22 protein-coding genes and 1 other annotated feature (1 of these 23 running past the window's edge) are annotated in these 23698 nt (G+C 41.5%); of the genes, 7 read left to right on the forward strand and 15 right to left on the reverse strand.

Annotation, left to right across the window (positions count from 1 at the left end):
• Positions 1-168 (reverse strand) — a binding site (T-box leader); it reaches 41 nt to the left of the window's first position.
• The 11 genes from gltX to IGI42_RS08530 all read right to left on the reverse strand — a co-directional run bounded on the left by gltX (position 165) and on the right by IGI42_RS08530 (position 12005).
• On the reverse strand, positions 165-1622 hold the full coding sequence (gltX, locus tag IGI42_RS08480) for a glutamate--tRNA ligase (protein WP_438715403.1): 1458 nt from the start codon (positions 1620-1622) through the stop codon (positions 165-167). (Overlaps the previous feature by 4 nt.)
• A gap of 88 nt (positions 1623-1710) precedes the next feature.
• On the reverse strand, positions 1711-2862 hold the full coding sequence (locus IGI42_RS08485; RefSeq protein ID WP_438715405.1) for a PIN/TRAM domain-containing protein: 1152 nt from the start codon (positions 2860-2862) through the stop codon (positions 1711-1713).
• A gap of 115 nt (positions 2863-2977) precedes the next feature.
• Positions 2978-4348 carry a DNA repair protein RadA gene (gene radA, locus IGI42_RS08490; protein WP_438715406.1) on the reverse strand — a complete coding sequence of 457 codons (1371 nt, stop codon included), beginning with the start codon at positions 4346-4348 and terminating at the stop codon, positions 2978-2980.
• 30 nt (positions 4349-4378) lie between these two features.
• A complete protein-coding gene (locus tag IGI42_RS08495) occupies positions 4379-4894 on the reverse strand; it encodes a dUTP diphosphatase (RefSeq protein WP_438715407.1) in 516 nt (171 codons plus the stop codon).
• A 131-nt stretch (positions 4895-5025) separates the two neighbouring features.
• Positions 5026-5961: a cation diffusion facilitator family transporter gene (locus tag IGI42_RS08500; protein ID WP_438715408.1), complete on the reverse strand. Its 936-nt coding sequence runs from the start codon at positions 5959-5961 to the stop codon at positions 5026-5028.
• A 65-nt stretch (positions 5962-6026) separates the two neighbouring features.
• Complete coding sequence (locus tag IGI42_RS08505) at positions 6027-6602, reverse strand: TetR/AcrR family transcriptional regulator (protein WP_438715409.1); 576 nt, start codon at positions 6600-6602, stop codon at positions 6027-6029.
• A complete protein-coding gene (locus tag IGI42_RS08510; RefSeq protein WP_438715410.1) occupies positions 6599-7495 on the reverse strand; it encodes a phytoene/squalene synthase family protein in 897 nt (298 codons plus the stop codon). Before IGI42_RS08510 ends, IGI42_RS08505 begins: the two co-directional genes overlap by 4 nt.
• The gene (locus IGI42_RS08515; RefSeq protein ID WP_438715411.1) at positions 7485-8972 is read right to left on the reverse strand and encodes a phytoene desaturase family protein; all 1488 of its coding nucleotides are present in this window, start codon (positions 8970-8972) and stop codon (positions 7485-7487) included. The genes IGI42_RS08510 and IGI42_RS08515 overlap by 11 nt, the downstream gene beginning before the upstream one ends.
• Positions 8973-9161: 189 nt before the next feature.
• Positions 9162-9881 carry an alpha/beta hydrolase gene (locus IGI42_RS08520; protein ID WP_438715413.1) on the reverse strand — a complete coding sequence of 240 codons (720 nt, stop codon included), beginning with the start codon at positions 9879-9881 and terminating at the stop codon, positions 9162-9164.
• A gap of 77 nt (positions 9882-9958) precedes the next feature.
• Positions 9959-10702: a TIGR03915 family putative DNA repair protein gene (locus IGI42_RS08525; protein WP_438715414.1), complete on the reverse strand. Its 744-nt coding sequence runs from the start codon at positions 10700-10702 to the stop codon at positions 9959-9961.
• Between the two features lie 4 nt (positions 10703-10706).
• Positions 10707-12005, reverse strand: a complete 1299-nt coding sequence (locus IGI42_RS08530) for a putative DNA modification/repair radical SAM protein (protein ID WP_438715415.1) — start codon at positions 12003-12005, stop codon at positions 10707-10709.
• Between the two features lie 423 nt (positions 12006-12428).
• On the opposite strand from IGI42_RS08530, the gene IGI42_RS08535 reads away from it, so the two are divergent.
• Entirely contained in the window at positions 12429-13394 is a 966-nt protein-coding gene (locus IGI42_RS08535; protein WP_438715416.1) for an ABC transporter substrate-binding protein, read from the forward strand.
• Between the two features lie 105 nt (positions 13395-13499).
• On the opposite strand, the gene IGI42_RS08540 is transcribed toward IGI42_RS08535, so the two are convergent.
• The 4 genes from IGI42_RS08540 to IGI42_RS08555 all read right to left on the reverse strand — a co-directional run bounded on the left by IGI42_RS08540 (position 13500) and on the right by IGI42_RS08555 (position 17985).
• Positions 13500-13994 carry an acyl-CoA thioesterase gene (locus tag IGI42_RS08540; RefSeq protein ID WP_438715417.1) on the reverse strand — a complete coding sequence of 165 codons (495 nt, stop codon included), beginning with the start codon at positions 13992-13994 and terminating at the stop codon, positions 13500-13502.
• A gap of 74 nt (positions 13995-14068) precedes the next feature.
• On the reverse strand, positions 14069-15655 hold the full coding sequence (locus IGI42_RS08545; RefSeq protein WP_438715418.1) for an oligosaccharide flippase family protein: 1587 nt from the start codon (positions 15653-15655) through the stop codon (positions 14069-14071).
• Between the two features lie 181 nt (positions 15656-15836).
• Positions 15837-17219, reverse strand: a complete 1383-nt coding sequence (locus IGI42_RS08550; protein ID WP_438715419.1) for a M24 family metallopeptidase — start codon at positions 17217-17219, stop codon at positions 15837-15839.
• Positions 17206-17985, reverse strand: a complete 780-nt coding sequence (locus IGI42_RS08555; RefSeq protein WP_438715420.1) for a DeoR/GlpR family DNA-binding transcription regulator — start codon at positions 17983-17985, stop codon at positions 17206-17208. Before IGI42_RS08555 ends, IGI42_RS08550 begins: the two co-directional genes overlap by 14 nt.
• Positions 17986-18345: 360 nt before the next feature.
• Between IGI42_RS08555 and IGI42_RS08560 the strand changes: the two genes are divergently transcribed.
• From IGI42_RS08560 to IGI42_RS08585, 6 genes are all read left to right on the forward strand, one after another.
• On the forward strand, positions 18346-19269 hold the full coding sequence (locus tag IGI42_RS08560) for a LysR family transcriptional regulator (protein WP_438715421.1): 924 nt from the start codon (positions 18346-18348) through the stop codon (positions 19267-19269).
• 264 nt (positions 19270-19533) lie between these two features.
• Positions 19534-20529 (forward strand): uroporphyrinogen decarboxylase family protein, encoded by a 996-nt coding sequence (locus tag IGI42_RS08565; RefSeq protein ID WP_438715422.1) that lies wholly within the window; start codon positions 19534-19536, stop codon positions 20527-20529.
• Positions 20526-21386: a transporter substrate-binding domain-containing protein gene (locus IGI42_RS08570; protein WP_438715423.1), complete on the forward strand. Its 861-nt coding sequence runs from the start codon at positions 20526-20528 to the stop codon at positions 21384-21386. Before IGI42_RS08565 ends, IGI42_RS08570 begins: the two co-directional genes overlap by 4 nt.
• A gap of 14 nt (positions 21387-21400) precedes the next feature.
• A complete protein-coding gene (locus IGI42_RS08575; protein WP_438715425.1) occupies positions 21401-22096 on the forward strand; it encodes an amino acid ABC transporter permease in 696 nt (231 codons plus the stop codon).
• Positions 22097-22864, forward strand: a complete 768-nt coding sequence (locus IGI42_RS08580) for an amino acid ABC transporter permease (RefSeq protein WP_438715426.1) — start codon at positions 22097-22099, stop codon at positions 22862-22864.
• A complete protein-coding gene (locus IGI42_RS08585) occupies positions 22803-23534 on the forward strand; it encodes an amino acid ABC transporter ATP-binding protein (RefSeq protein ID WP_438715427.1) in 732 nt (243 codons plus the stop codon). The genes IGI42_RS08580 and IGI42_RS08585 overlap by 62 nt, the downstream gene beginning before the upstream one ends.
• The last annotated feature ends 164 nt before the right edge of the window (positions 23535-23698 follow it).

A 23698-nucleotide genomic window follows, 5' to 3' on the forward strand; every position in this document is an offset into this window, starting at 1 on the left:
TCTAGCTGCCTCTTACGGGTAACGGCCGTTTTCATCCGTTTTTGGCTACCTTATCGCCAAAACCACTCCAAGATGCATTTCACAGGTTCATCCTTATCTGCTTACACCAGCCACAGACTCTCTTTAAAGGGTGTTTCCCCTGCTACTTCTTCTTTTCGATGTGTTTACATGACTTGATTTAAATGTGCTAAGGCTTTTTCTTTGCCTAATAATTCAACTGTTTCTGGCAATTCAGGACCATGAGTTACGCCGCTGACTGCCACACGAATCGGCATCCAAAGGTTTTTGCCTTTGATTCCTGTTTCCTTTTGAACTGCTTTGATTGCGGACAATACACCTGCAGCATCTACTGTTTCCATGTCTTCTAATTGTTCCTTAAAGGCACTTAGTACCATTGGAACAGATTCTTGAGCCAAGACTTCTTGAGCCGCTTCATCCAAGACAGGATGTTCTTCAAAGAATAGTTGAGATACTTCTACGATTTCGGCAGCATAGCTCATTTGTGGTTGATACAAACCAACTACACGTTTCACCCAAGATTTATGATCTGCACTTGGATTTTCTTCTACTTTACCTGCTTTAATTAGATACGGCAAGCATAATTCAGTCAATGCATCTAAATCCATTGTCTTAATATAGTTGTTGTTTACCCATTCTAGTTTCTTTTGATCAAAGGCTGCAGGCGATTTACTTAAACGTTTCGTATCAAACATTTTGACTAATTCTTCTTGAGAGAAGATTTCGTCTTCACCTACTGGAGACCAGCCTAACAAAGCGATAAAGTTAAACATTGCTTCTGGTAAGTAGCCTAACTCGCGGTATTGTTCGATAAATTGTAGAATCGATTCGTCACGCTTGCTTAGTTTTTTACCTGTTTCACTATTGATGATCAACGTCATATGACCAAATGTTGGGTGTGCCCAACCAAAGGCATCATAGACCATTAATTGTTTTGGTGTGTTGGCAATGTGATCATCCCCACGTAACACGTGAGTGATTTTCATCATGTGATCGTCCACCGCAACCGCAAAGTTATACGTTGGCATGCCGTCACGTTTTTGAATGACAAAATCACCACCGACATTGTCGGATTCAAAAGTGATTTCCCCTTTTACCATATCGTTAAAGCTGTAACTAGTATTGCGTGGCACACGGAAGCGAATCACTGGTTCCAAGCCTTGTGCTTCTTTTTCCGCTTGTTGCTCTGGGCTTAAGCTGGCACATTTCCCACCATAATGGGGCATTTCGCCACGCGCTCTTTGCGCATCCCGTTCTGCTTCCAACTCTTCTTGCGTACAATAACACTTATAAGCCCAATTGCTGGCTAATAATTGATCGATTAACGGTTGATAAATTTCTTTTCTTTCCGACTGACGGTAAGGACCGTATTCCCCAGGATTCTCAGGAGATTCATCCCAATCTATTCCTAACCAAGCTAAGTTTTCCAGCTGGCTTTTTTCCCCATCAGCGATGTTGCGCTTTTGATCGGTGTCTTCAATACGAATAATAAATTCACCATCATTGTGACGAGCAAATAAATAGTTGAATAATGCTGTCCGGGCATTCCCGATGTGTAGATGTCCAGTTGGACTTGGTGCGTAACGTACACGAATTTTTGACATGTGAACTCCTCTTTCCCGAATAATTAAGCAGAACTTACGCCTGCTTCACTGCTCAAATTGTACAATCAATCGGCTATTTAGTAAAGGGTCAATCCTTCTTGCCTGCTTGATACTCAATTTTCTTTTCAGGCGAATCATCTTTGATGTTGCGATTTGAATGCGCTGGTTTAGCAAAAATCATCCGTCCAGCCGCCGTTTGCAAGGCACTAGTTACGACAACTTCAATATGTTCATTCATGTAATGCTGTCCATCCTCTACTACCACCATAGTGCCATCGTCCAAGTAAGCAACACCTTGCTGGCGTTCAGTTCCGGCTTTTACTACAAGTACATTCATGTTTTCACCAGGAATTACCACTGGTTTTACTGCATTAGCTAGTGCATTAATATTTAATACTGCTACATTTTGAAACTCGGAAACCTTATTCAGGTTGTAATCGTTGGTGACAATTACACCGTCTAATAATTTTGCCAATTTAATTAGTTTACTATCGACCTCGTTAATATCCTCAAAATCACCATCGTACATTTCTACGGCGATCCCGTCTTCTTTTTGCAGAGAATTCAAGATATCCAGACCACGACGCCCTCTTACTCGTTTCAAGCTGTCGCCAGAATCAGCAATGTATTGCAATTCATACAAAACAAAATTAGGAATCATCAATACACCTTCTAAAAAACCGCTTCTAGCAATGTCGTAAATTCGACCATCAATAATCACACTAGTATCTAAAATTTTATACTTATGAAAATTATCATCGGCCTTGCGCTCCAACATTTCGCCTTCTTGATTTTCAGGTTTCTTAGAACGGGGAGTAAAGATTTTTTTCCATTCATCGATGCGGGTAGTACCCATGCGAAATCCTAAGTAGCCTAACAGGATCATAATCAAAATCGGCAATGCGCTATTTACAAAAGGAACTTCTAAATTATACAAAGGATTGGTGACAAACAGCCCTAAAGTCAGACCGATGATTGCTCCCACTGTTCCAAATAGTAAATAAGTTAAGCTTAATTCATTCAGTTGTTTTTCAATTTTCTTTACACCGGTTGTAATAGGTTCGACGAGGACCACGGATAATAATAAGAAAATAATTGCGCCAATCAGGCCATTCGTCAAAGAGTTATTCAACCAGAAATTGTCGGTTTGTCCGATTGCCATCCATGCTGTTGGCAGTAAGGTGATTCCCATACTGATCCCAACGATGACAATGATGACAGTTAATACACGTTTTTGCATAACTTCCCTCCTAAATAGTCAATTTTCTCACAGATCCTTTCCCGCCGAAAAGGTCTGTTAAGAAATTCACTTTAACACCTAAACTGCTTGCAACAAATGCAAACAGTTCAGGTAATCATTTAAATACTTTACGCAGCGTTTCGCCAATCGTGGCAACCGGGATAAGTTCCGCTCCTTTTGGTGCAGTCCAGTCTCCCATGTTGTTCTTGGGTAAATAGATCCGCTTGAAGCCCAATTTTACAGCTTCTTTGACACGCTGCTCAATGCTGTTCACCCGGCGAATTTCGCCCGTCAAACCAATTTCACCGATAAAACACTCAGTTGCCTCAGTTCCTTTTTCTTTGTAACTAGATGCAATCGCCACTGCTACGGCTAAATCGATCGCCGGTTCATTCAACTTCACCCCGCCAGCTGCTTTTAAAAATGCATCCTGATTTTGCAGCAGCAAACCAGCTCGTTTTTCTAAAACCGCCATAATTAAGGAGATTCGATTGAAGTCTAATCCTGTTGTTGTTCGTTTAGCATTCCCGAAAACAGTTGGAGTAACTAAAGCCTGCACCTCAACTAAGATCGGTCGGCTGCCTTCCATAGCTACAACAATTGCTGAACCTGTTGCACCTTCCAAGCGTTCTTCTAAGAATACCTGAGAGGGGTTAGCAACTTCTACTAGACCGGTTTCTCGCATTTCAAAAATGCCAATCTCATTGGTAGAACCGAACCGGTTTTTTACCGCCCGCAGGATCCGGAAGCTGTGGTGCTTTTCCCCTTCAAAGTACAAAACGGTATCTACCATATGTTCCAGCATTCTTGGTCCTGCAATATTGCCTTCTTTGGTCACGTGGCCAACGATAAAAATCGCAATACCATTGGTTTTCGCCAGCTTCAACAATTCTGCCGTCGTTTCACGGACTTGACTGACTGATCCGGCGACACTAGAAATATCTGGCTGGGTCATGGTTTGAATCGAGTCGATGATAACAAAATCTGGTTTGATGTGTTCGATTACTCGACTGATTTCTCCCATATCCGTTTCAGGATAGAGATAAAAATCGGTATCACTAGAACCTAAGCGCTCCGCACGCAGTTTAATTTGCTGCGCACTTTCTTCACCGGAAACATATAACACTTTCCCGCCAGTAGCCGCTAATTGATGGGACACCTGCAGCAGTAAGGTTGACTTACCAATCCCTGGATCCCCACCGATTAACACCAGCGATCCAGGAACGACACCGCCGCCTAACACTCGATTCAATTCGGCTAGCTGAGTTTTGATTCGTGTCTCCTTTTTGAAGACAACATCCTTTAATAATGTAGGTTGTGCTTTTTCACCGGTCAGACTGACACGATTGCGGCGATCTTCGGTATCTTGTATGACTTCTTCCACCAACGTGTTCCAACGACCGCAATTAGGACAACGACCTAAATATTTCGGCGAAACATAGCCGCACTCTTGGCAAATAAATTGTGTTTTGGCTTTTTTTGCCATGCTTCACACCTCTTTAATTTTAACATAAAACTATCTTTTTTGATGCTGATTAGAAGAGCCAAATCCACCTGTTCGTTCAGTTGTCGCACGATCATTATCGGCTTTCAAAAAAGGCAGAAAGATCCCTTGCCCAATTCGTTCACCTTTTTTGATCGTGACATCCGTCAGACCAAAGTTTGTAAATTGAAACATGATATGACCTTCGTTATCTGGGTTGTTATAATAATCGCTATCAATTACCCCTACGCCGTTACTTAAACTTAAGAAACGTTTCAAAGGATTACTTGAACGATTTGCTAACTGTAAGTATTCCTCTTCACCCATATATGACTTAATACCAGTTGGAACCAAAACTGGTTTCACCAGTTTTCCCTCTGGGTCAGCCTTGCCAGTGACCTGAGCCACCAGTTGTTTCCAAAATGTTGGAATAACGATATCTTCGGCTGCTTCAAAATCATAGCCAGCCGCATTTTTAGTTGCCCGTTTTGGCAAATGAATCTCTTGATCTTGGTACTTTGTGATTATTTCAAATCCTCTTTTTTTCATAAGACGCTCCTTTAAAAATCATAGTGTTATTCTACCATAGAGAACGTACGTTTATGAAAATGTTTTGCGAAAACTATGTGGAAATTTAGTGAATCTTAGGGATTGAAGCTGCGATAAAAAGAGCAGGGCCATTAGCTCTGCTCTCGGAGGGCATAATTGGGATCAAATTCATCGATTTCAATATAAATATACGCTTTTTTATCCGATAACGATTTCCGAATTTGACCTTCAATTTCATTAATTACTTTGTAACTGATTTCTTCAAAGTTGTCATTAATATCCATTTTTGCGGCAATCAGTACTTCCTCCGGGCTCAAATGCACGGTCTTAATATCAATTAACTGTTTCACTTCGGAACGTTGAAAGGCCTGTTGAATTTTTTTCAAGTCTGCTTGAGACACACTTTCTCCTACGATTAAACTATAAAATTCCCGCGCTAAAAAGATTGAAGCAAACATCAGCAACAATCCGATCAACAGACCACTTAAAGCATCGAACATTGGGTTTCCGGTAAACATAGTTAACAATGTACCTAAAATAGCTAAAACCAACCCGATTACAGCGCAAAAATCCTCGGTAAAAATAATTAAAATCTCACTGTGACGACTTTCATGTAGGAAACGAAATAAGGGTAGTTTTTCCGTATTCAGCTCATGTATTTCTTTTAGAGCTACCCTTAATGAACTACCTTCAACCAAAATACCAAAAACTAAGATTACTAAAATAATCCATGGGTTTTCTACTTCATGGTTTGGATGGAACAGCTTCTCCAAGGCCTCCATCACACCGAGAGCACCCCCACCAAAAAACAGCATTGTTGCAACAATCGTACTAAAAAAATACTTAGCCCGCCCTTCACCAAATTGATGCAAGGCGCTTTGTCCGCGGCTAGCCCTTTTGTCACCAAATAACAAAAGGATCTGATTGCTACAATCAACCACACTGTGAATACTTTCGTTTAACATAGCCGCACTGCCGCTAATGGCATACCCTACAAATTTACTAATCGCCACTAAAATATTAGCAATTAAAGCGGCTATAACTGCTGTTGGTCGTTGCTTATCCATCGGTTCATCTTCTCTCTAGAGTTAATTTCTTGCTTTTAGTATATAACAGAAAGAAGCTGAACCCCTTAATCGGCGCTCAGCTCATTTTTGACGATTCCGTATAAAAACATGTCAATCGCCGCAGGAAAAGAATTCCCTTGTTTGTCATATGTATCAGGCTGTAGATAAGCAGCCAGTAAAATAAACAGTTGTTTGACGGCCAGCTCAACGTGCACTTCAGGACGTAAAAAAACGTCATCTTTTTCCAACACATCAATAAAAGGCGCTTCATAAGACTGCTGCCACAAAAGATACAGCTCTTTAGAAGATTCTTCGGAAAGGGCGTAATGCATATCATGCATCATCATGTAAAAATCAAAAGGATGTCGCTGTTGCAAATAAACCATCATCTCGGTCAGCTTTTCCGTCAGTGTTGAGCCATTTTCTTTTGCAATTGCTCGCAGCTGGCTTCCGACTTCGCCAGCTAGCTCACGCATCACGGCGACATAAATATCTTCTTTTTTCTTAAAATGATAATAGAGATTCGGCTGAGTAATCCCTAGTGCTTCAGCAATTTGGCGGGTAGAGGTCGCTTCATACCCCTGATTCATAAACAAGCGCTCAGCCGTATCTAAAATCTTTTGGTACATAGTTTTGTTCATAATTGAATCGACTCCTTTTGCCGTTCAATTTTTGCCAACTCTTTACGGATCGCTTGGAAGATACGCAACTTTCTTGCTTGCTTTACTGCGTGTTTTTTGGTGAAAACTTGATAATTGTTTTCTCGGATCACCTGTAAAATTTCCCGGTAAAAATAACATGCAGCTAGTAATGGTGCCCGACAATCTTCATCAATCCAAGGCATCATAGCCAACCCTTTTTGATAACTTGCTTCGGCACGCTGTGCTTCGTACTCCCACAACTTCGCAAATGCGGCTGTTTGACGATGCTGCTTTAAATCTTCAGCTGTTACGCCGTATTCAGCCATTTTGTCCCTTGGCAAATAGATTCGTCCTTCTGCTTCATCCTCACCAATGTCTCGTAAAATGTTGGTGATCTGCATAGCCTCTCCTAATTGTTTGGCTTCTTCTGTGATTTTTTCCCAGTCTTGCGATAGCAATGGCAAGAGCATCAAACCGACAGATCCCGCCACATAATAGCTGTATTCTTCCAATTCTTGCTGAGTAGCTGGCTGTTGAAAATGAATATCTCGACGTTGGCCTTCCAGCATGTCAAAAAAAGCTTGAATATCTAAGGGATAATTTTTGAATACAACCGCTAACGCACGCCATAAAGGTTCATCCGGATGATCTCCTTTTTGAAAGGCACCAAGTTGTGCTTTTAGTTCCGCCAACTTTTCAGGATTTTTTTCCACATCGATGGCATCATCTGCACGGCGGCAAAAAGCATAAATGGCATAGACACTCATCGCCTTTTGCTCAGGCAATCGGGAAAATGCCGCATAAAAGCTTTTAGAATGGTGTTCAATAATGCGTTCGCAATAATCGAAATCTGCTTGATAACGAACAAAATCAGTCGAAAGTTTATTGGTCATCGACAACCAGCTCCTCTACTGCCAACTTGGCACTTTGCATAACAATTGGTACACCAGCTCCAGGATGGGTACTACTGCCACAGAAATACAACCGATCAGCATAATCAAATTTGTTATGTGGTCGATAGTAATTACTTTGCTTCAAGGTTGGTTTCAGTCCAAATGTCGCACCGCGATAGGCGTTGAAATTATCGGCAAAGTCCGTTGGTGCGTAATGCTCTTCAAAAACAATATGTTCGTCTAAGTCAGTAAATACCGTTTCCTCTTTAATCTTTTGAATCACATGATTCCGATATTGTTGAATCGTTTCATCGCTCCAATCATCAAATTTCGATAATTCAGGAACTGGAATTAAAACGTACAACGCTTCATGTCCTTCTCTAGCCATCGATTGATCCAACAAACTTGGAACATATAAATAGTAAGAAGGATCATCCGGCAAGACGCCTTGATCGAAAATGTCAGTGATGTTTCTCTCAAAATCTTTAGCAAAATGAATTGAATGCAGTGCTTGGACATCATACTTTTTATCTAATCCAAGATAGAGCAAAAAGCATGAACAAGAGTACTCCATTTTTTCAATTTTTTGATCCGTATACTTGCCGCGGTCCTTTTCATTGGGTAGTAAATGCTTCATAGCATAAGGAAAATCCGCCCCACAAACCACGGCATCAGCTAAAATTCGTTCACCATTTACCTTAATGCCCACGGCTTCTTTGTTTTCAATCAGGATCTCCTCCACTGCCGTATCGCAATAAATTTGACCGCCCATTTCTTTGAACAAACGCTCCAGTCCTTGCGCTAATGTATACATGCCGCCCTTCATAAAGTACACACCATATAACAATTCGATCATAGGAATGATTGTGTATAATGAGGGCCCTTGATAAGGAGATATTCCAATATATAAGGTTTGGAAAGCCAGCGATTTACGCAGCCGGTCGTCTTTCACAAACTTGGAAATCGAACTATAGGCATCGCCAAAAGTTTTTAGCTTCAACCCGTTTAACAGCGATTTCGGATTGTAAAAATCCCAAAAAGAGCGGAATGAACGCATGATGAAGGCATCTTTAGCAATTAAATAACGCTTGTAAATATCAGCTAAAAAGGCAAAATACCCTTGGGCGTCTTCTTCAGAAATGCTTTCTAACGTCTTTGTCAATGCAACAAGATCAGATGAAAAAACTAATGGATCTTCGTCAGAAAAGTATAATTTTAACATGGGATCGATCTTTTCCATCGGAATATAATCTTCTGGATCTTTGCCACAAAATTCAAATACCTCTTGATAAATATCTGGCATCATAACAATTGTCGGTCCTACATCAAACGTAAATCCTTCTTTTTTGATCTGATTCATTTTTCCGCCTACTTGGCTGTCTTTCTCATATAAATGGACCTCATAGCCCAATTTTTGCAATCTTACAGCAGCAGTCAGTCCTGCAACGCCTGCACCTATTACTATTACCTTCTTCATCAACATTACCTCCTCTAATCATTTTATTACTTATCTACTGATAAGTAAAAGTATAAAACCTAATTTACTAATAAATACTTCAAGAATTTGCTCGGTTCAGTGAATTCCGATACCATTGAAACTGCTGTAATAGAGGCTAAAATTGACCTAAAAAAACACTGATTACCTGAATGTAATCAGCATTTCTTCTTATTGGATATCTTCATTCAGCCAAGTGAGCAATCGAACAGAGACTTGTTGATTTTGGTCGGTAATCGTAGCTTTCCCATCGCCTTTTTGAGGACCATATGCTCCAAATCCTGCATGATTTCCCCCAGCAATTTCTTGATATTCTGTGTTAGCAGGTAATTCTTGTTTCGACTCTTCGTAAGCAGCTTGATTTAAGACTTCATCATTTTCCGCTGTCAAAGACAAAACCGGCACCTTTTTATCCGCCAAACTGCCCTTTTCGTCGGGATAGCTGGCTAAAAAGAACACGCCTTTCAAATGGTCCGTGTTTTCGTTAGCAAAGCGACTTGCCATTACACCGCCTAGCGAATGTCCTCCAATCACATAAGAGCGATCAGGCTGCTCATTTAACACATCTTCTGCCCGATTGGGTGCTAGTACGGCTAAATCCAGCGGCATTTTTAATACATAGACTGGATATCCTGATTGTGCTAGACTTTCAGCCCAAGGACTGTAGCTCTCTGGTTCTACTAATGCACCAGGATAAAAAATAACAATAGGTTTTGTTTGATCCTCTGACGGAAAATACAACCAATCACTACTATTCTCTGCTTTTTGGGCAGTTTGCTGAGCCGCATCTGTCGGCGGATATGTCTGCGTCTGCACGTACGCAAAGCCACCGGCGAGAATAACTACGATGCCAATCACAACAATCAGAAGAATTTTTTTCCACTTTTTCATTGCACTCTTCCTTTCATACGCCACCATCATACCATCTATCAATAGAATTTTCGTGAAAATTGCATTAGGAAGAAAAACTAGTCAAACTCTACCATATTCCCTCGAAAGCGCAGCGGCAAGTGCCCCATTTGGACTTGGCGATTGGTTCGCTCGTTGATCGTTACAGCTGCTAAGAACGCCCGCCATTGGTTTTGAATTACTTGCTCTTCATCAGTAGCTTTAATTTCGGGACATTCGCTGTCTTCGATTAAGGTTATTCGCCCATGATCAAGCATAGCTAACAAACGATGGGTTTCATCATAGATCATCATCTGCTCATTTGGATAACGCTCAGCAAAATGCGGACACAAAAATGGCAGCGAATAATGCTTGGGGGCAATCTTGCTGAATAGTATCTTCCCCACGTATTCAAATCGGACAAAGCCCGTAAATAAATGGACCTCCCCCAACAAGGTCTTGATGGCCTTTTTGACTGCTAAAACAGAAGGATGACCGATAAAATTCTCCAGTGAGTCCTTCGTACCAAGAGCAATTTCGATCACGTCCAGTAGACAGCGCTCTTTACCTGCCAGTGTTGCATAAAAACCCGTTTGAACAAACTGGAGATTTTCAGCAGTTAAACGCTGCTGCAGTCGGCGATATATTTTCTGCGCTCTTATTTCGTTAGTCTCTATCCAATCTCCCAGAAACAAACTTTCTAAAGCCGTTTCTGGTGTTAGGATCAGGGCAGGAACATTTTTTTGTGAGAACGCACGATCCACCAAACAAAGAAAGCCGTAGAAGCTACCGTCATATTCCCAAGTTTCTTGCGTTTCTCGCATGCGCTCACCTACTTTCTTGCGTGTGTTCAAATCGCTCAACGTCAAATAAAGTTAGTTGTTCAGCTTTGCTTTGCGTGTTGAGCTGTTTCAAGGTCTGATACTGCTTAGAAGAAATTAATGACGTGATTACCCATTCAGGATCACGAATTAATCCAGCTGGTGTTTCATGATTGCAGGCAATGAAATATTGGGCCCGTTTAATGACAATCCCCAGCTTTTTCAAATCACTTAAATGAAGACGATAATATTTGCGAGCCTTTACGATATTCTGGGCACTTTTGGGACCGATGCCCGGTACTCGCAAAAGCATGTCATAGGGAGCGGTTTGGACATCCACGGGGAAACGATCGTAATTTTGGACCGCCCAGTTGGCTTTAGGATCTAAGTACAAATTAAAATTAGGTTTGTCATCAGACAAAATTTCATCTGCTGAAAAACGATAATAGCGCATTAGCCAGTCGGCTTGATACAGACGATGTTCCCGCAGTAAAGGTGGATCTGTAGTTACAGCTGGTAACAATGAATCTTGATTAACCGGAATATAAGCAGAATAGTACACCCGTTTTAACTCATAACGCTGGTAAAGATTCTCAGCGATTTTAACGATGGAGCGATCACTTTCAGGACTAGCCCCAATAATCATTTGGGTAGATTGTCCAGCAGGTACAAAGCTAGGGCCCTTTTTGATCGCTGGCAAAAAGGCTTCTTCTTTTTTCTTAGTCGTAATCTGCTTCATCGGTTTATACAAGGCGTAGGGATCTTTGTCGGGTGCTAATAATTTTAAGCTTTCTCTTGAAGGCAATTCAACATTTACACTCATTCGATCTGCTAAAAATCCTAGTTCCTCGATGAGTTTCTCATCAGCCCCAGGGATCGCTTTGACATGAATATAACCACGAAAACCTTTTTCTTCCCTCAGAATTTTCAAGGTTTTAATTAGTAGCTCACAAGTGTAATCAACATTTTTGATAATCGCTGAACTTAAAAATAGTCCCTCTATATAGTTGCGCATATAAAAATCCATCGTCAAATCGGCAACTTCTTTTGGTGTAAAAGTTGCTCGCGGAATCGCATTTGATTTGCGGTTAATACAATAGTGACAGTCGAAAATACAGGCATTGGTAAACAGCAGCTTCAATAACGACACACAGCGGCCATCAGGGGTAAAAGAATGGCAAATACCAGAAACAGCGGTGCTGCCGACAGATCCTTCGCGGGTATTATTGGTCACTCCGCTGCTGGAACAGGACACATCATACTTGGCTGATTCGGCTAAAATTTCTATCTTTCTCGTCAGTTCCATCGAATCTCTCCTCGCTAAAAAATCGAACGTATGTTCTTATTTTACTGAAACTTAGCTGGAAAGTCAAAATTCGAAGGGACTTTTTGCGAAAAATCAAAAAAAATTAAATTTCTTATTTACATCTCATTTTTCTCAGTGTATACTAATCTTCAATTAGAAGTTGGAGGTCATCCTTATGATGAACAGAAATCACTCACAACTGAATAACAGCTTTTTCTTTAGCTTTTTTAGATAGGTTTGTATTCATCAAGATGGATGCAAACGACCGACGTTTTGTATCTATCTATGATGGCTAAAGAGTTTTGACGTACCGCCAGCCACGTAGAAGTAATCGAAGTGGCTGAAGAATAATTTTCTCGTATTCCCATCATCCACTTAGTTTACTAGGTGGATGATTTTTTTATGGAAAAGGAGAAAATAAAAATGAAAAAAAATGTATTGGTAGGATTAGGTTTAGTAAGTTTATTGATGTTAGGTGCTTGTGGACAAGGAAACGCTGAGCCAGATAGCTCGGTAAAAAAAGTTGGTGTTTTACAAACGGTGCAACACGGATCTTTCGATGAAGCATATGAAGGTTTCAAAGAAGGTTTAGCTGAAAACGGCTATGTTGAAGGAGAAAATTTAGAAATTGCTTATCAAAACGCCCAAAACAATCAAGACAACCTAAAAAGTATGAGTGAAAATTTAATCAAGGATCAGCCAGACTTGTTGTTGGGAATTGGCACACCTGCAGGTCAATCCCTTGCCAATGGTACTACAGAGATTCCGGCATTAGTAACAGCAGTAACTGATTTGAAGGCAGCAAAATTGGTAAAAACCTACGAAGAACCGGGAACAAATATGTCAGGAACCACTAACTTATCACCGATCAAAAAACAAATTGATTTACTTTTGTCAGTCACACCTGATGCGAAAAAAGTCGGCTTGCTTTACAATGCCGGTGAAGTGAATTCACAAATTCAAATCGATGTTGCGACTGAATATTTAGAAGAACTAGGCCTGGAAATTATGGTACGAAATGCTACCAGTACCAATGATGTGCAACAAGCAACCGAATCTGTAGCCAGCGAAGTGGATGCTATTTATATCCCAACAGATAGTACTTTCGCCAGTGCTGCTACCGTAGTTGGTGAAGTCGTTAAACAGCATAAAATTCCGTTAGTGGCTGGTTCTGTGGATCAGGTCAAAGAAGGCGGATTAGTCACTTTAGGTGTGGATTATGTATCTTTAGGTAAACAAACTGGAGAAATGGCTGCAAAGATTCTAGACGGCGAAGCCCAACCACAAACAATGCCAGTTGAAAGTGCTAGAGACCTAGCTTTCTATATTAATGAAGACATGGCCGAAGCATTAGGAATTGATCCTGCCAGCATTGAGGAACCAAAATAAGCAGAAGAGTTAAGCAAAATCGCTCAGCTTTGAAACATTAAAATTTATACTTTCAATTACAAATAAAAGCAGCAGCCTCTTTTAATTAGAAGCTGCTGCTTTTGCTTACCTAAGAAGCTGTGTGTCTAAGTGTTTTGCTAATTCGATGCTTTCATGACGTTTTTCCTTGCCCACAGCGCGGCGCTTTTCGTAACCAGCACAAATATATTTTTCCTCTTCTGATTCAGGAATAATCGCCGGCAACGAAATCTGCGGATCAAGACTAGTGAAAGTCAAGAAGCTAGTTGCCGCAAGATAGCGTTCGCTTTTTAACAAATCCTCACCGATTACCTTCACAAATACTTCCATCGAGCGATTACCAGAGCCAGAAACATACGCCTCTAAACAAACAGAATGACCTTCATGCAACGGGAGCAGAAAATCCAAGTGATCCAATGAAGCTGTCACTAAACCTGTTCTAGCAAACCGAGCAGCGGTTATTCCAGCTGTTTCGTCCATCCAATGCATCAATTGTCCACCGTAGAGCGCCTTGTGCATATTCATTTGAGCGTACATAACCAAATGTGTTTGTACGGTACGAGTGTCTTTACAAGTTGGCATAGCCGATCGTCCCTTCTTTTACTACTAATAGTATACAAGGAACCCTATTGGTTTGGATACATTTTATTTTTTATTTACTTAGTGGGCAATAGTCGTTCCTTCACTTTTTGAATTTGTCTTGGCAGACCAATAACTATATAAATCCCGCTGCCTAGACCAGCAATCACCAAACAAATCAGCGTAGCGCCGACCCTTGTATCGGTTTGGATCAGTCTATTCAACAGTAAGTAAGCAACACCACAGAAGACACTCATCACACCCGCAGCCAAAATCAACTGCTTCAAATAATTTCTAACGTAATGCAGTGGCTGAATCTCATACTGGCGACAAATTTCACGGTAGCCTTGCAAAGTAATAATTAAGAACGCCGCCCCTGTGGCTAGATTCAGACCATAGCCTTGGGTTAGCCAAACTAACGGAAATTGCAGCAACAATTTGATAATCAAGGCCTTTGTTACTAAAGCAATCGCCATACGATGCATCCCAGTCGCCTGCATTATTGCCAATAAAATGGAGCATATACTTAAAATACCAGTCGTTATAATAGCGACACGCATATATCCGGTAGTCGCAGGATCATAGCCAAAGAAAATCGTGTACATTGGTTGCGCCAGGATAAACATCCCTGACGTGGCTGGCAATAAAAAAGTTAACGCCAAGCGTAGCACATCCGAAATTCCTACCAACAGTTCTTTTTGCGAGCGCAATTTAGTTAACAACGGCAAAGAAGTCACCGAAATGGACCCAATAATCGTAATTAATAGTACCGTCAATTTGTTCGGATTTGCCGAAGCTTGCGTGAATAACACTTCTGTTTGTGCTGGACTGAGTTGCTGGGTCAAGTGGTACAAAATCCCTTTTAAAGTTACCTGATCGATTAACTGCGCAATGGAAATCGCTGAAGCGACATAGATAAAAGGCAGTGATTCACGAATCACAGACAATACTAGCGGACGCTGGGCTTGCAGTAACGTACTGGGGCGGAAAATAAAAAATCTTAGCCGAAAATACTCTTTGCGTTTCCCCACAAACATTAAATAAGCGATACTCACTAGACCACCAAAGCAGGAAGCCATCGTACTAATCACAACTGCCGAAAGAATACTGCCATTAGTCAATACCCGGAGGTAAAAGGTTCCTGCCAGAATTACGACCACTCGCACAAACTGTTCGATAACATTCGACAAACTGTAAGGAACTACATCACTGACCCCTTGAAAATATCCCCGCAAAGCACTAAGAATCGGAATGACCATTAGCGAAGGACAAAGACTGCGAATCGCCCAGGTTGCCTCCTGCAGGTCGTTTACTGGACTGATCCGACTGAGTAATGGCGCAAAAATGAACATCAAAATTGCTGAAGCTAGCCCAATTACTTCCATAATCCCGAGCGAGCTTTTGAAAAGAAGCAGGACACTTTGATCGTCTTCTTTTTCAGCCGCAATTTTTTTGGCGATGCCGCTAGGGAAACCGGCTGTTCCCAAGGTTAAAAACAGTGCGTAGGGTAAATAGGCGACATTATATAAGGCTTGCGCCCGAAGCTCGGCTTCCTTTGAGCCCATCATCATCAGCCAAGGAATCAAATAAATGATTCCTAAAACCTTACAAAGTAAATTCGCTGATGAAAGCCAAAAGGTGCCGGATAACAAATTTTTTTTCATAGAGTCACCTGTACTTTTTGTTTTTTATTATAGCGGAGAAATCCTGCTCAACTGGTTTAGTGTCCCCGCTTTAATGAATTGTTTACTTTCCAACGGATCGTTTTATTTTAATGATTTATTTTTCCAAACCTAGTAAAAATAATCAGACACTACCCAAGCTTATATGAGTAGTGTCTGATTATTATTCAACAACTAAGGCTTGATCTTTAGCTAAAAAGAAAGGTCGTAGGTATGCCACGGTGTTAGACAATGGCAAAATATCGTCAGCCAACGAAATATTCAGCTCATTACGAATATATTGGCGGCGGCTTTCGATTCGAGCCCATAATTCTGGGTATTGTTCCTTAATTTCCTTCTGTAGCTGAGCATCTGCTAAAGCCACACATTCTTCGGCACTTGTTCCTTGATAACCTGGAATGGACGGAATAATGTCGATTTCAAAAATCATTCCGCTTTTTAGTGTTTCCTGTGAATCAGGGTAGACTGGGGAAGACATCCATTCCTCATCGGCTACCAAATGTCCAGGATTCAAGCTCCAGCCATAGGTTTCCTTTGGCAAAACCGCTTCAATTGTTTCATAAAGCTCACCGCCTGTGCGACCCACCTTAGTTTCACTCAACCAAGCAATCATTGCTCTAAAGTACGGATAAACCACTTGCTCTAAGTAATCCTTTTGCTCATCTGGCAGCTGGCTTTCATCCTCAATGACAAAACCAGAGCGACTAGATAAGCCACCTTTGTAACCGATCGTTAAGGATAATTTGTCGCCTGCGTTAATCTTTTTGTGGGTAGGATAAAAATTGGCCTTTTCAAAACGTTCACCAGCAGCTGCAATGGTCACTACTGAATTTAACTGCCCTTCCCCATTCAACAATTCACCTAATTCACATTCCTTCATCCCCGGTTCAATCGCATTCAATGCACGTAATAGGCGGGAAGAGGCAAGGTTTGCGCCATATTCATAATGGGCAAATTCATTGGCATTATTTACCGTACGTGCACCATACTCACCACTAATAAACAAATCACAGGCATTGATTAATTGCGCTTGTTGAGCCGCCTGTTGCAATTCCAGAACAATAAAGTAAGGCAAATCTAACAGCTGTTTGCCATCTGTCAATTTCGAGGTGAACATCTTCCAACCAGCAACACCAATTTTTTGTGCAGTTGCTAAACCAATCTCAGTGAAGATATCACTCAAAGGACGTTCATTATCCATTGGTTGGTTTGGTAAAGAAAAGTAAGGAGAATGATACAACTTACCTTCTATCCGTGCGTGCTTCGCCATTTTTAAATTTTCGTTTCCTAAGACAAATGAGCTTTCACCGTCTTTTCTGATAATTAGCAGCCCTTCTTCAAAGCGAGGGAAAAAACCGGTCAAATATTCAAAGTTTGAGCCATGTTCTTTGTCTGCGTAAACGATTAAATAATCGTAGCCGGCAGTTTCCATTAGGTTCAAGATTTTTTCTTTACGTTGCTGCATCGTTTCGTCGGTTAAATAGACCGGTGCTACTTCCTCAAAAGTCGTTGGTTCTTTCACGGTAGTGCGTTTAATTGTTTGCATTTTTTTCTCCTTTTAGGGTAATTAGTTCAACATTATTTTCTTCTAAAGCTGTAACAAATTCTTGCGGGGGCATCTGATCGGTTACAAGGACATCCAGTTCGCTCAAGGAACAAATTTTGAATAAGCCGGTGGTTTCAATTTTGGTATGGTCGGCTAGCGCAATGACTTTCTTGCTTTGTCGCACCATTTGACGTTTCACCATTCCTTCTTCCTCGGTATGGATAAACATGCCGTCTCGACTAATAGCAAAAACGCCTAGTAAAGTATAGTCCACTAAATACTCGCTAATTTTTTGGACTGTTTCAGCTCCGTAGATAAACAATTGTTTCTTATGGAGCTTACCTGGCAAAATACTGACCTCACTGTTATCTAGTTGAGCCAATAAGGTCGCGTGAGTTAACGAGTTGGTAATCGCCAGTATCCCTTTACCCTGCAGATAAGGAATCACCGCTTCAACAGTTGTCGAAGAATCCAGAATCATAGAGGAATTGCTTTTGATCCTTTCAGCGGCTGCCTGCCCCATCTGTTCCTTGACCTTTTGATCACGACTAGATCGTTCCTGATAGTCAAAAATTAACGCTTCACGACTGGCTAATACTGCTCCACCATGAATCCGTTTGACGATATTCTTTTGCTCCAACTTGATTAAGTCTCGGCGAATTGTATCTTTGGAGACCATCAATTGTTCCGCCAACTCATCGATCGAAGCACTTCTTTGCTCTTCTAAAATTGTTTTAATTTTATTTACACGTTCTTCTATTAGCATAACTGATTCTCCTTCTTTTTTAATTTACCATCATTTGCAACTATTTGCAATTATCAATTATATAAATAGCAATAAAATGCAACTAACTGCAAGAAAACAGCTAGACATTTCTCTCACGAAACTTTCTATTTGATTACGATTAAAAATGTGCTATTATTTTCATAATATTTTAACGAAGGATGTGAACAGGATGAACAGAGATTACTTATTCGTATTGCCAGCAGCAAATTGCCAACACATGATGTGTCTTTGCGCATCATGTTCTTTGGCGTACCTGTAGCTGGCCAAATAGTCAGATACTCGCTAGAGGACTTGATACTTATCAAGTCCTCTTTTCTTTTACCTTGAAAGGAGCATTTTATGAATTTTCAACAATGTCGCTATGCGGTGGCGATTGCTGAAGCGGGCAGCTTCAGTCAGGCCGCTAAGGAATTATTTGTCACCCAATCTAGCTTGTCTACTTCTATTAAGGAGCTGGAAAGCTCATTAGGAATTATCCTTTTTCACCGTTCTAAGTCAGGCGTGCGGTTAACCGAAGCCGGCAGCGAATTTTTAGTAGCTGCCAAACGAATTCTTGCTCAGGTAGAGTTATTAGAGACCCAGTATCAGCCAGATAAGAAAAAAGACTTTGTAGTGACCGCTCAGCATTATGACTTTTTGTCTCAACCTTTTCTAGCGGTCTTTCAGCAATTTCAAGCGGACTGCCAAAATTTCCATTTAGTAGAAACCACGACGCAAAAAATCATTGAAAGCCTGCAAACCTTTCGTAGCGAGCTAGGGATCTTGTATTTGACGCCGACAAATCAGCGCTCTTTGGAACGTCACTTTGCGCAAGAGCAATTGATTTTTCAACCATTAGGACAATTTGTCACCCAAATTTTTTTGCGAAAAGATCATCCGCTGGCACAAAAGGATCAGATTACGGAAACAGATTTAATTGATTATCCGCAAATCCGCTTTACCCAAGAGGAGTACGAATTTTCCCATTTTGATGAAGATCCGCTGGAAATCCCTACTACCCAATCAGTGATCTATACCAATGATCGCGGCACTTTGTTGAATTTATTGTGTGGATCAGATGCATATGCTTCAGGCTTAGGAATTGTGGAGGGCTTCGCAAAGGACCAAATTGTCTTGAAGCCCTTAGCTGATTCTGCCATCCATACTTTAGGAGCGGTCTATCATCAGCAACGCTCCTTAAGCGAAATGGCTACGCTTTTTTTAGAGAAGGTGCAAGAAGCCGTGGATCATTCCGCCACATCCATTGACAAAATCAATGACTAACCATCAATAACAACAATTATCCAAACTGCCATTGACTTGGTATAGTTAGTTCAATCAAAAACGAGGAGGAGAACACGCATGTTAAAAGTCAATCGTACTGTTATGACAACTGAAGAAATGTACATGGCTTGTCAATGCATGCCGTGTTCTTTAGCGTACCCTTAGAAGAGCTGCACCATTATTTTCTTAAGGGAATCGCTAGAGGACTTGATACCTAATCAAGTCCTCTTTTCTTTGGTCTAAATAAAAAAAGGAGTGTTTTTCATGTCAAAAAGAGAATTAGTTTTACGTGCCTTGCATCAAAAAGAAGTCACCCGTGTGCCGGTCGGTTTTTGGTTTCATTTTATTACGGATGAAGCCCAGCTTCGCCAGCCTATCCCTTCAGTAATTGAGCGCAACATCAGTGGACATCGGGATTTTATCCAAGAATTTCAACCAGATTTTGTTAAATTGATGAGCGACGGCTTCTTTTATTACCCTAACGATCAAATCGCACAAGCCAACAGTATTGAAGACTTAAAGGGAATTCAATCGATCGGCAAAGATCACCCGTGGATTCAACAGCAGGTTGCTTTAATTAAGGAACAAAAAGCCCAATTTACTGAAGATATCGCGTCTTTCTACAATATCTTCGCTCCAGCGACTTATTTCAAATGGCAGCTGTCTGGCGGTGAAGCCCAGTTTGCTGATTTCTTACTAGAAGATCCGTTGCTGACTCAGCAGGTCTTACAAATTATTGCCGAAGACATTGCCCACTTAGTAACCGCCGTTTTAACCGAGACTGATATCGATGGTATTTACTTTAGTGTTCAAAATGTTCAGGATACGCGCATTTCGTCAGAAGATTATGCTCGTTCGATCCGTTCCTCTGATCTGACGGTGTTGCAAGCCGCCAATCAAGCCTCTGCCAATAACATTTTGCATATTTGCGGTTATGAAGGGGCTACTAACGATTTGTTCTTGTACCAAGATTACCCATCTGCAGCAGTTAATTGGGCAGTCGGACCAGAAGACGTTTCCTTACTTGAAGGAAAAACGCTGTTTAATCGTACAGTTATCGGCGGCTTTGATAATACAGTTGATGGCTTGTTATATCGAGGGGATCAAGCCGAAATCCAGCAAGCAACTCAAGCTTTAATAGATGAAGCTGGAGCAACTGGTGTCATTATAGGGGCTGATTGCACGGTGCCTAGCGATATTGCACTAGAACATTTGCAATGGGTTCGCGAAGCAATTTATACCAAGGAGGAAGTTAGATGAAGAAACTAATTGCAGGTGTCGTTGTTGTTTTAGCAGTAGTCGGGGCAACGCTATTGGTCAGGCAAAACAATCAACCGGCCGCAGCCGACGAAAATCAAGTAACAACTATTCAAGTTGCCCACACCCAAAACTACGTGCCTTACGATTTCATCAATGATGCTGGAGAATCCGATGGTTATGAGGTGCAGGTATTAAAAGCAGTCGATGAGAAATTGCCGCAATACGAGCTTGAATTTACTGGGACCAGTGATGATGATTTATTAATCGGACTAGAATCCGGGAAATATGATCTAGGTGTCAAGGGTGCTTGGTACACCGAAGAGCGGGCAGAGAAATTCATTCTGCCCAAAGAAAAAATTGGTGCCAGCATTATCGGCTTCACGGTTCGTCAAGAAGATGCGGATACAATCACGGATATCGACTCGTTTGCAAAAACAGGAGGCAAACTAGTCCCGATTTCCCCGCAAAATGCGCAATGGAATGTGATTGATGAGTACAATCAAGAACACCCTGATCAGCAAATTCAATTGACAGCGGCGGAAGCCTTTAATGTTGCGGATGCCTATGCTTGGGTCTTGGAAAAACGCTACGATGCCTTTTTCGATATTAAGCTTTCCTATGAAGAAGCGATTGAAAAGGAAGATGGAGCTTATCATCAATACGCTGACCAGTTAACCTATGTTCCTTACAAAGGTATCCCGACTTACCCATTACTGCATAGAGATGCCAAAAACGAAGAATTTGCTAAAGCTTACGAAGGAGCGATTCGCGAGCTGGAAGAAGAAGGCACCTTACAAGCGTTATCTGAAGAATATTTTGGTGAAGATGTCTTTCAATTTATTGAAGAAACCAACTAACAAGGAGGAATTCGATGGTTACATTTGATCCCGCACGTATCTGGCAGGTACTTCCAGGCTTACTGGCAAACCTGCCAGTAACCCTTGCGGTTGCTGGGGTTACCGTTTTAATCGGTACCCTTTTAGGGGGTATTATCGCTTGGGGCTTGCTTACCGAAGACAAAACAATACGCTCAATTGCTGAAAGTTATGTCTTTGTCCTGCGTTGTACCCCACCGATTGTTTTGCTATTCATTGTTTTTTACGGCTTCCCTCGCTTCCTTAACTGGTGGCTGGGTATTGAAACAGACGGCTGGTCCCGGGGATTATTTGTGGTCATCGCCATGATTTTATTGTTTGCTGCGATTATTTCCAAAGTGTTCACCTCTGCCTACGCTTCCGTTCCTAAAGGACAACTGGAGGCTGGCCTCAGTATTGGGTTATCACCGTTTCAAACCTTTTACCGGATCTTACTACCGCAAACAGCACGGATTGCTTTGCCAAACTTTTCCAGTGCCTTGCTTAATTTAATGAAGGATGCGGCGTTGGCCTACACCATCGGATTAGTTGATGTGTTAGGCGGCGCAAATCTGTTAATCAGCCGCAACTTTGGTAATTATTCTTTGGAAACCTATACTGCGGCGGCGATTATTTATTGGGGGCTGGCCTTTGTGCTGACCTTGACCACACAAGCGGCCGAACGGCTGTTGACACCGAAGGGAGTGCATTAAATGAATTGGCAGTTTATTAGTGAAACTTTTTTTCTCACCCTGCGTGGAGTTCCGACTACCCTAGCTATCATGGGCGTTGCGTTTGCCCTAAGCTTTGTGCCCGCTTTACTTTTGGCCTTAGCACGAATTCATCAAGTGAAAGGTGTGACGGCTTTTTCTATGGTGTATCTTGCTTTTGTGCGGGCAACGCCGCCGATTTTACTGATTCTCTTTTTTTACAGCCTATTGCCTAGTATCCTGAATGTCTTTATGCAACAAATTGGCAGTTCCATTGATGTTTTCTCTTTTAATCCAATCTTTTACGCATTTATTGTCTTTGGCTTTCTGACTACTGCCAGCCTATCAGAGGTTTTCCGTTCCGCTTTGATGACAGTAGATAAAGGACAGCTAGAAGCCGGCCAAGCGATTGGTCTGAGCACCTGGCAAACCTATCGCCGAATTGTTTTCCCTCAGGCATTGGTTTCAGCGTTACCGAATTTATGTAATCTGCTGATTAACTTGGTGAAGGGGACTTCATTAGTATTCGTTATGACTGTCCAAGACATCACTGCCATTGCTCGCGTACAGGCAGCTTATGGTTATCATTATTTTGAAGCCTATTTCGTTATTTTCATCGTCTACTTATTACTATGCGGTGCGATCCAAGGATTATTCACATTGGTTCAACATCGAATTTCTCATCGTCCAGCCAGAAAGGAGCAAACGCATGTTAAACGCTACCCACATTCACAAAAGCTTTCAGCAGCAATCAGTTTTAAACGACGTTAGCCTGCAAGTCAATCAAGGAGATGTCATCGTCATCTTAGGTCCCAGCGGTTCAGGAAAAACAACGTTTCTGCGTTGCTTGAACGGACTAGAAAAAGCCGATAGCGGTGAACTCACTCTGGCAGATACTACCTATGATTTGGCTAAAATCTCCACGAAGGAAATCTTGAACCTGCGGAAAAAGACCGCCTTTGTCTTTCAGCATTACAATCTTTTTGCCAATAAAACGGCGTTAGAAAATGTCCTAGAAGGATTAATTATTGCTCGCAAAATTCCAAAGGCTCAGGCTTTGCCGACGGCTCGTGAAGCCATTGCCAAAGTTGGGCTGTCTAGCCATGAAAACTATTATCCTCATGAATTGTCCGGTGGTCAGCAACAGCGAATCGGCATTGCTCGAGCAATTGCCGTGAAACCTGATGTCTTGTTGTTTGATGAGCCGACTTCCGCTTTGGACCCTGAGTTGATTGGTGACGTGTTGCAAGTGATGCGTCAACTAGCTAAAGAAGGAATCACGATGGTCGTAGTTACTCACGAAATGGGCTTTGCCAGAGAAATTGCCAGCCATGTAGTGTTCATGGACGAAGGGCGTATCATCGAAGAAGGTGCACCAAAAGAATTCTTCGCAGCCCCCAAGGAAGAACGAACCAAACGATTTTTAGCAAGGATCAGTTAAAAAAAGGTGAGCTGCTTAATTCAACTAAGCGTCTCACCTTTTCTAATTTGTCGAATATTATTGGTATGAGTGAATTAGCACAAGTCCGATAGCTGGGATACCGAGACCTATGTTACCGAATTCTTTTATCCACCAGCACGGTTTCTGCGCTATATGCCCATTTA

It is taken from the genome of Enterococcus sp. AZ109 (genome assembly GCF_051714625.1).
GTDB lineage: Bacteria > Bacillota > Bacilli > Lactobacillales > Enterococcaceae > Enterococcus_A.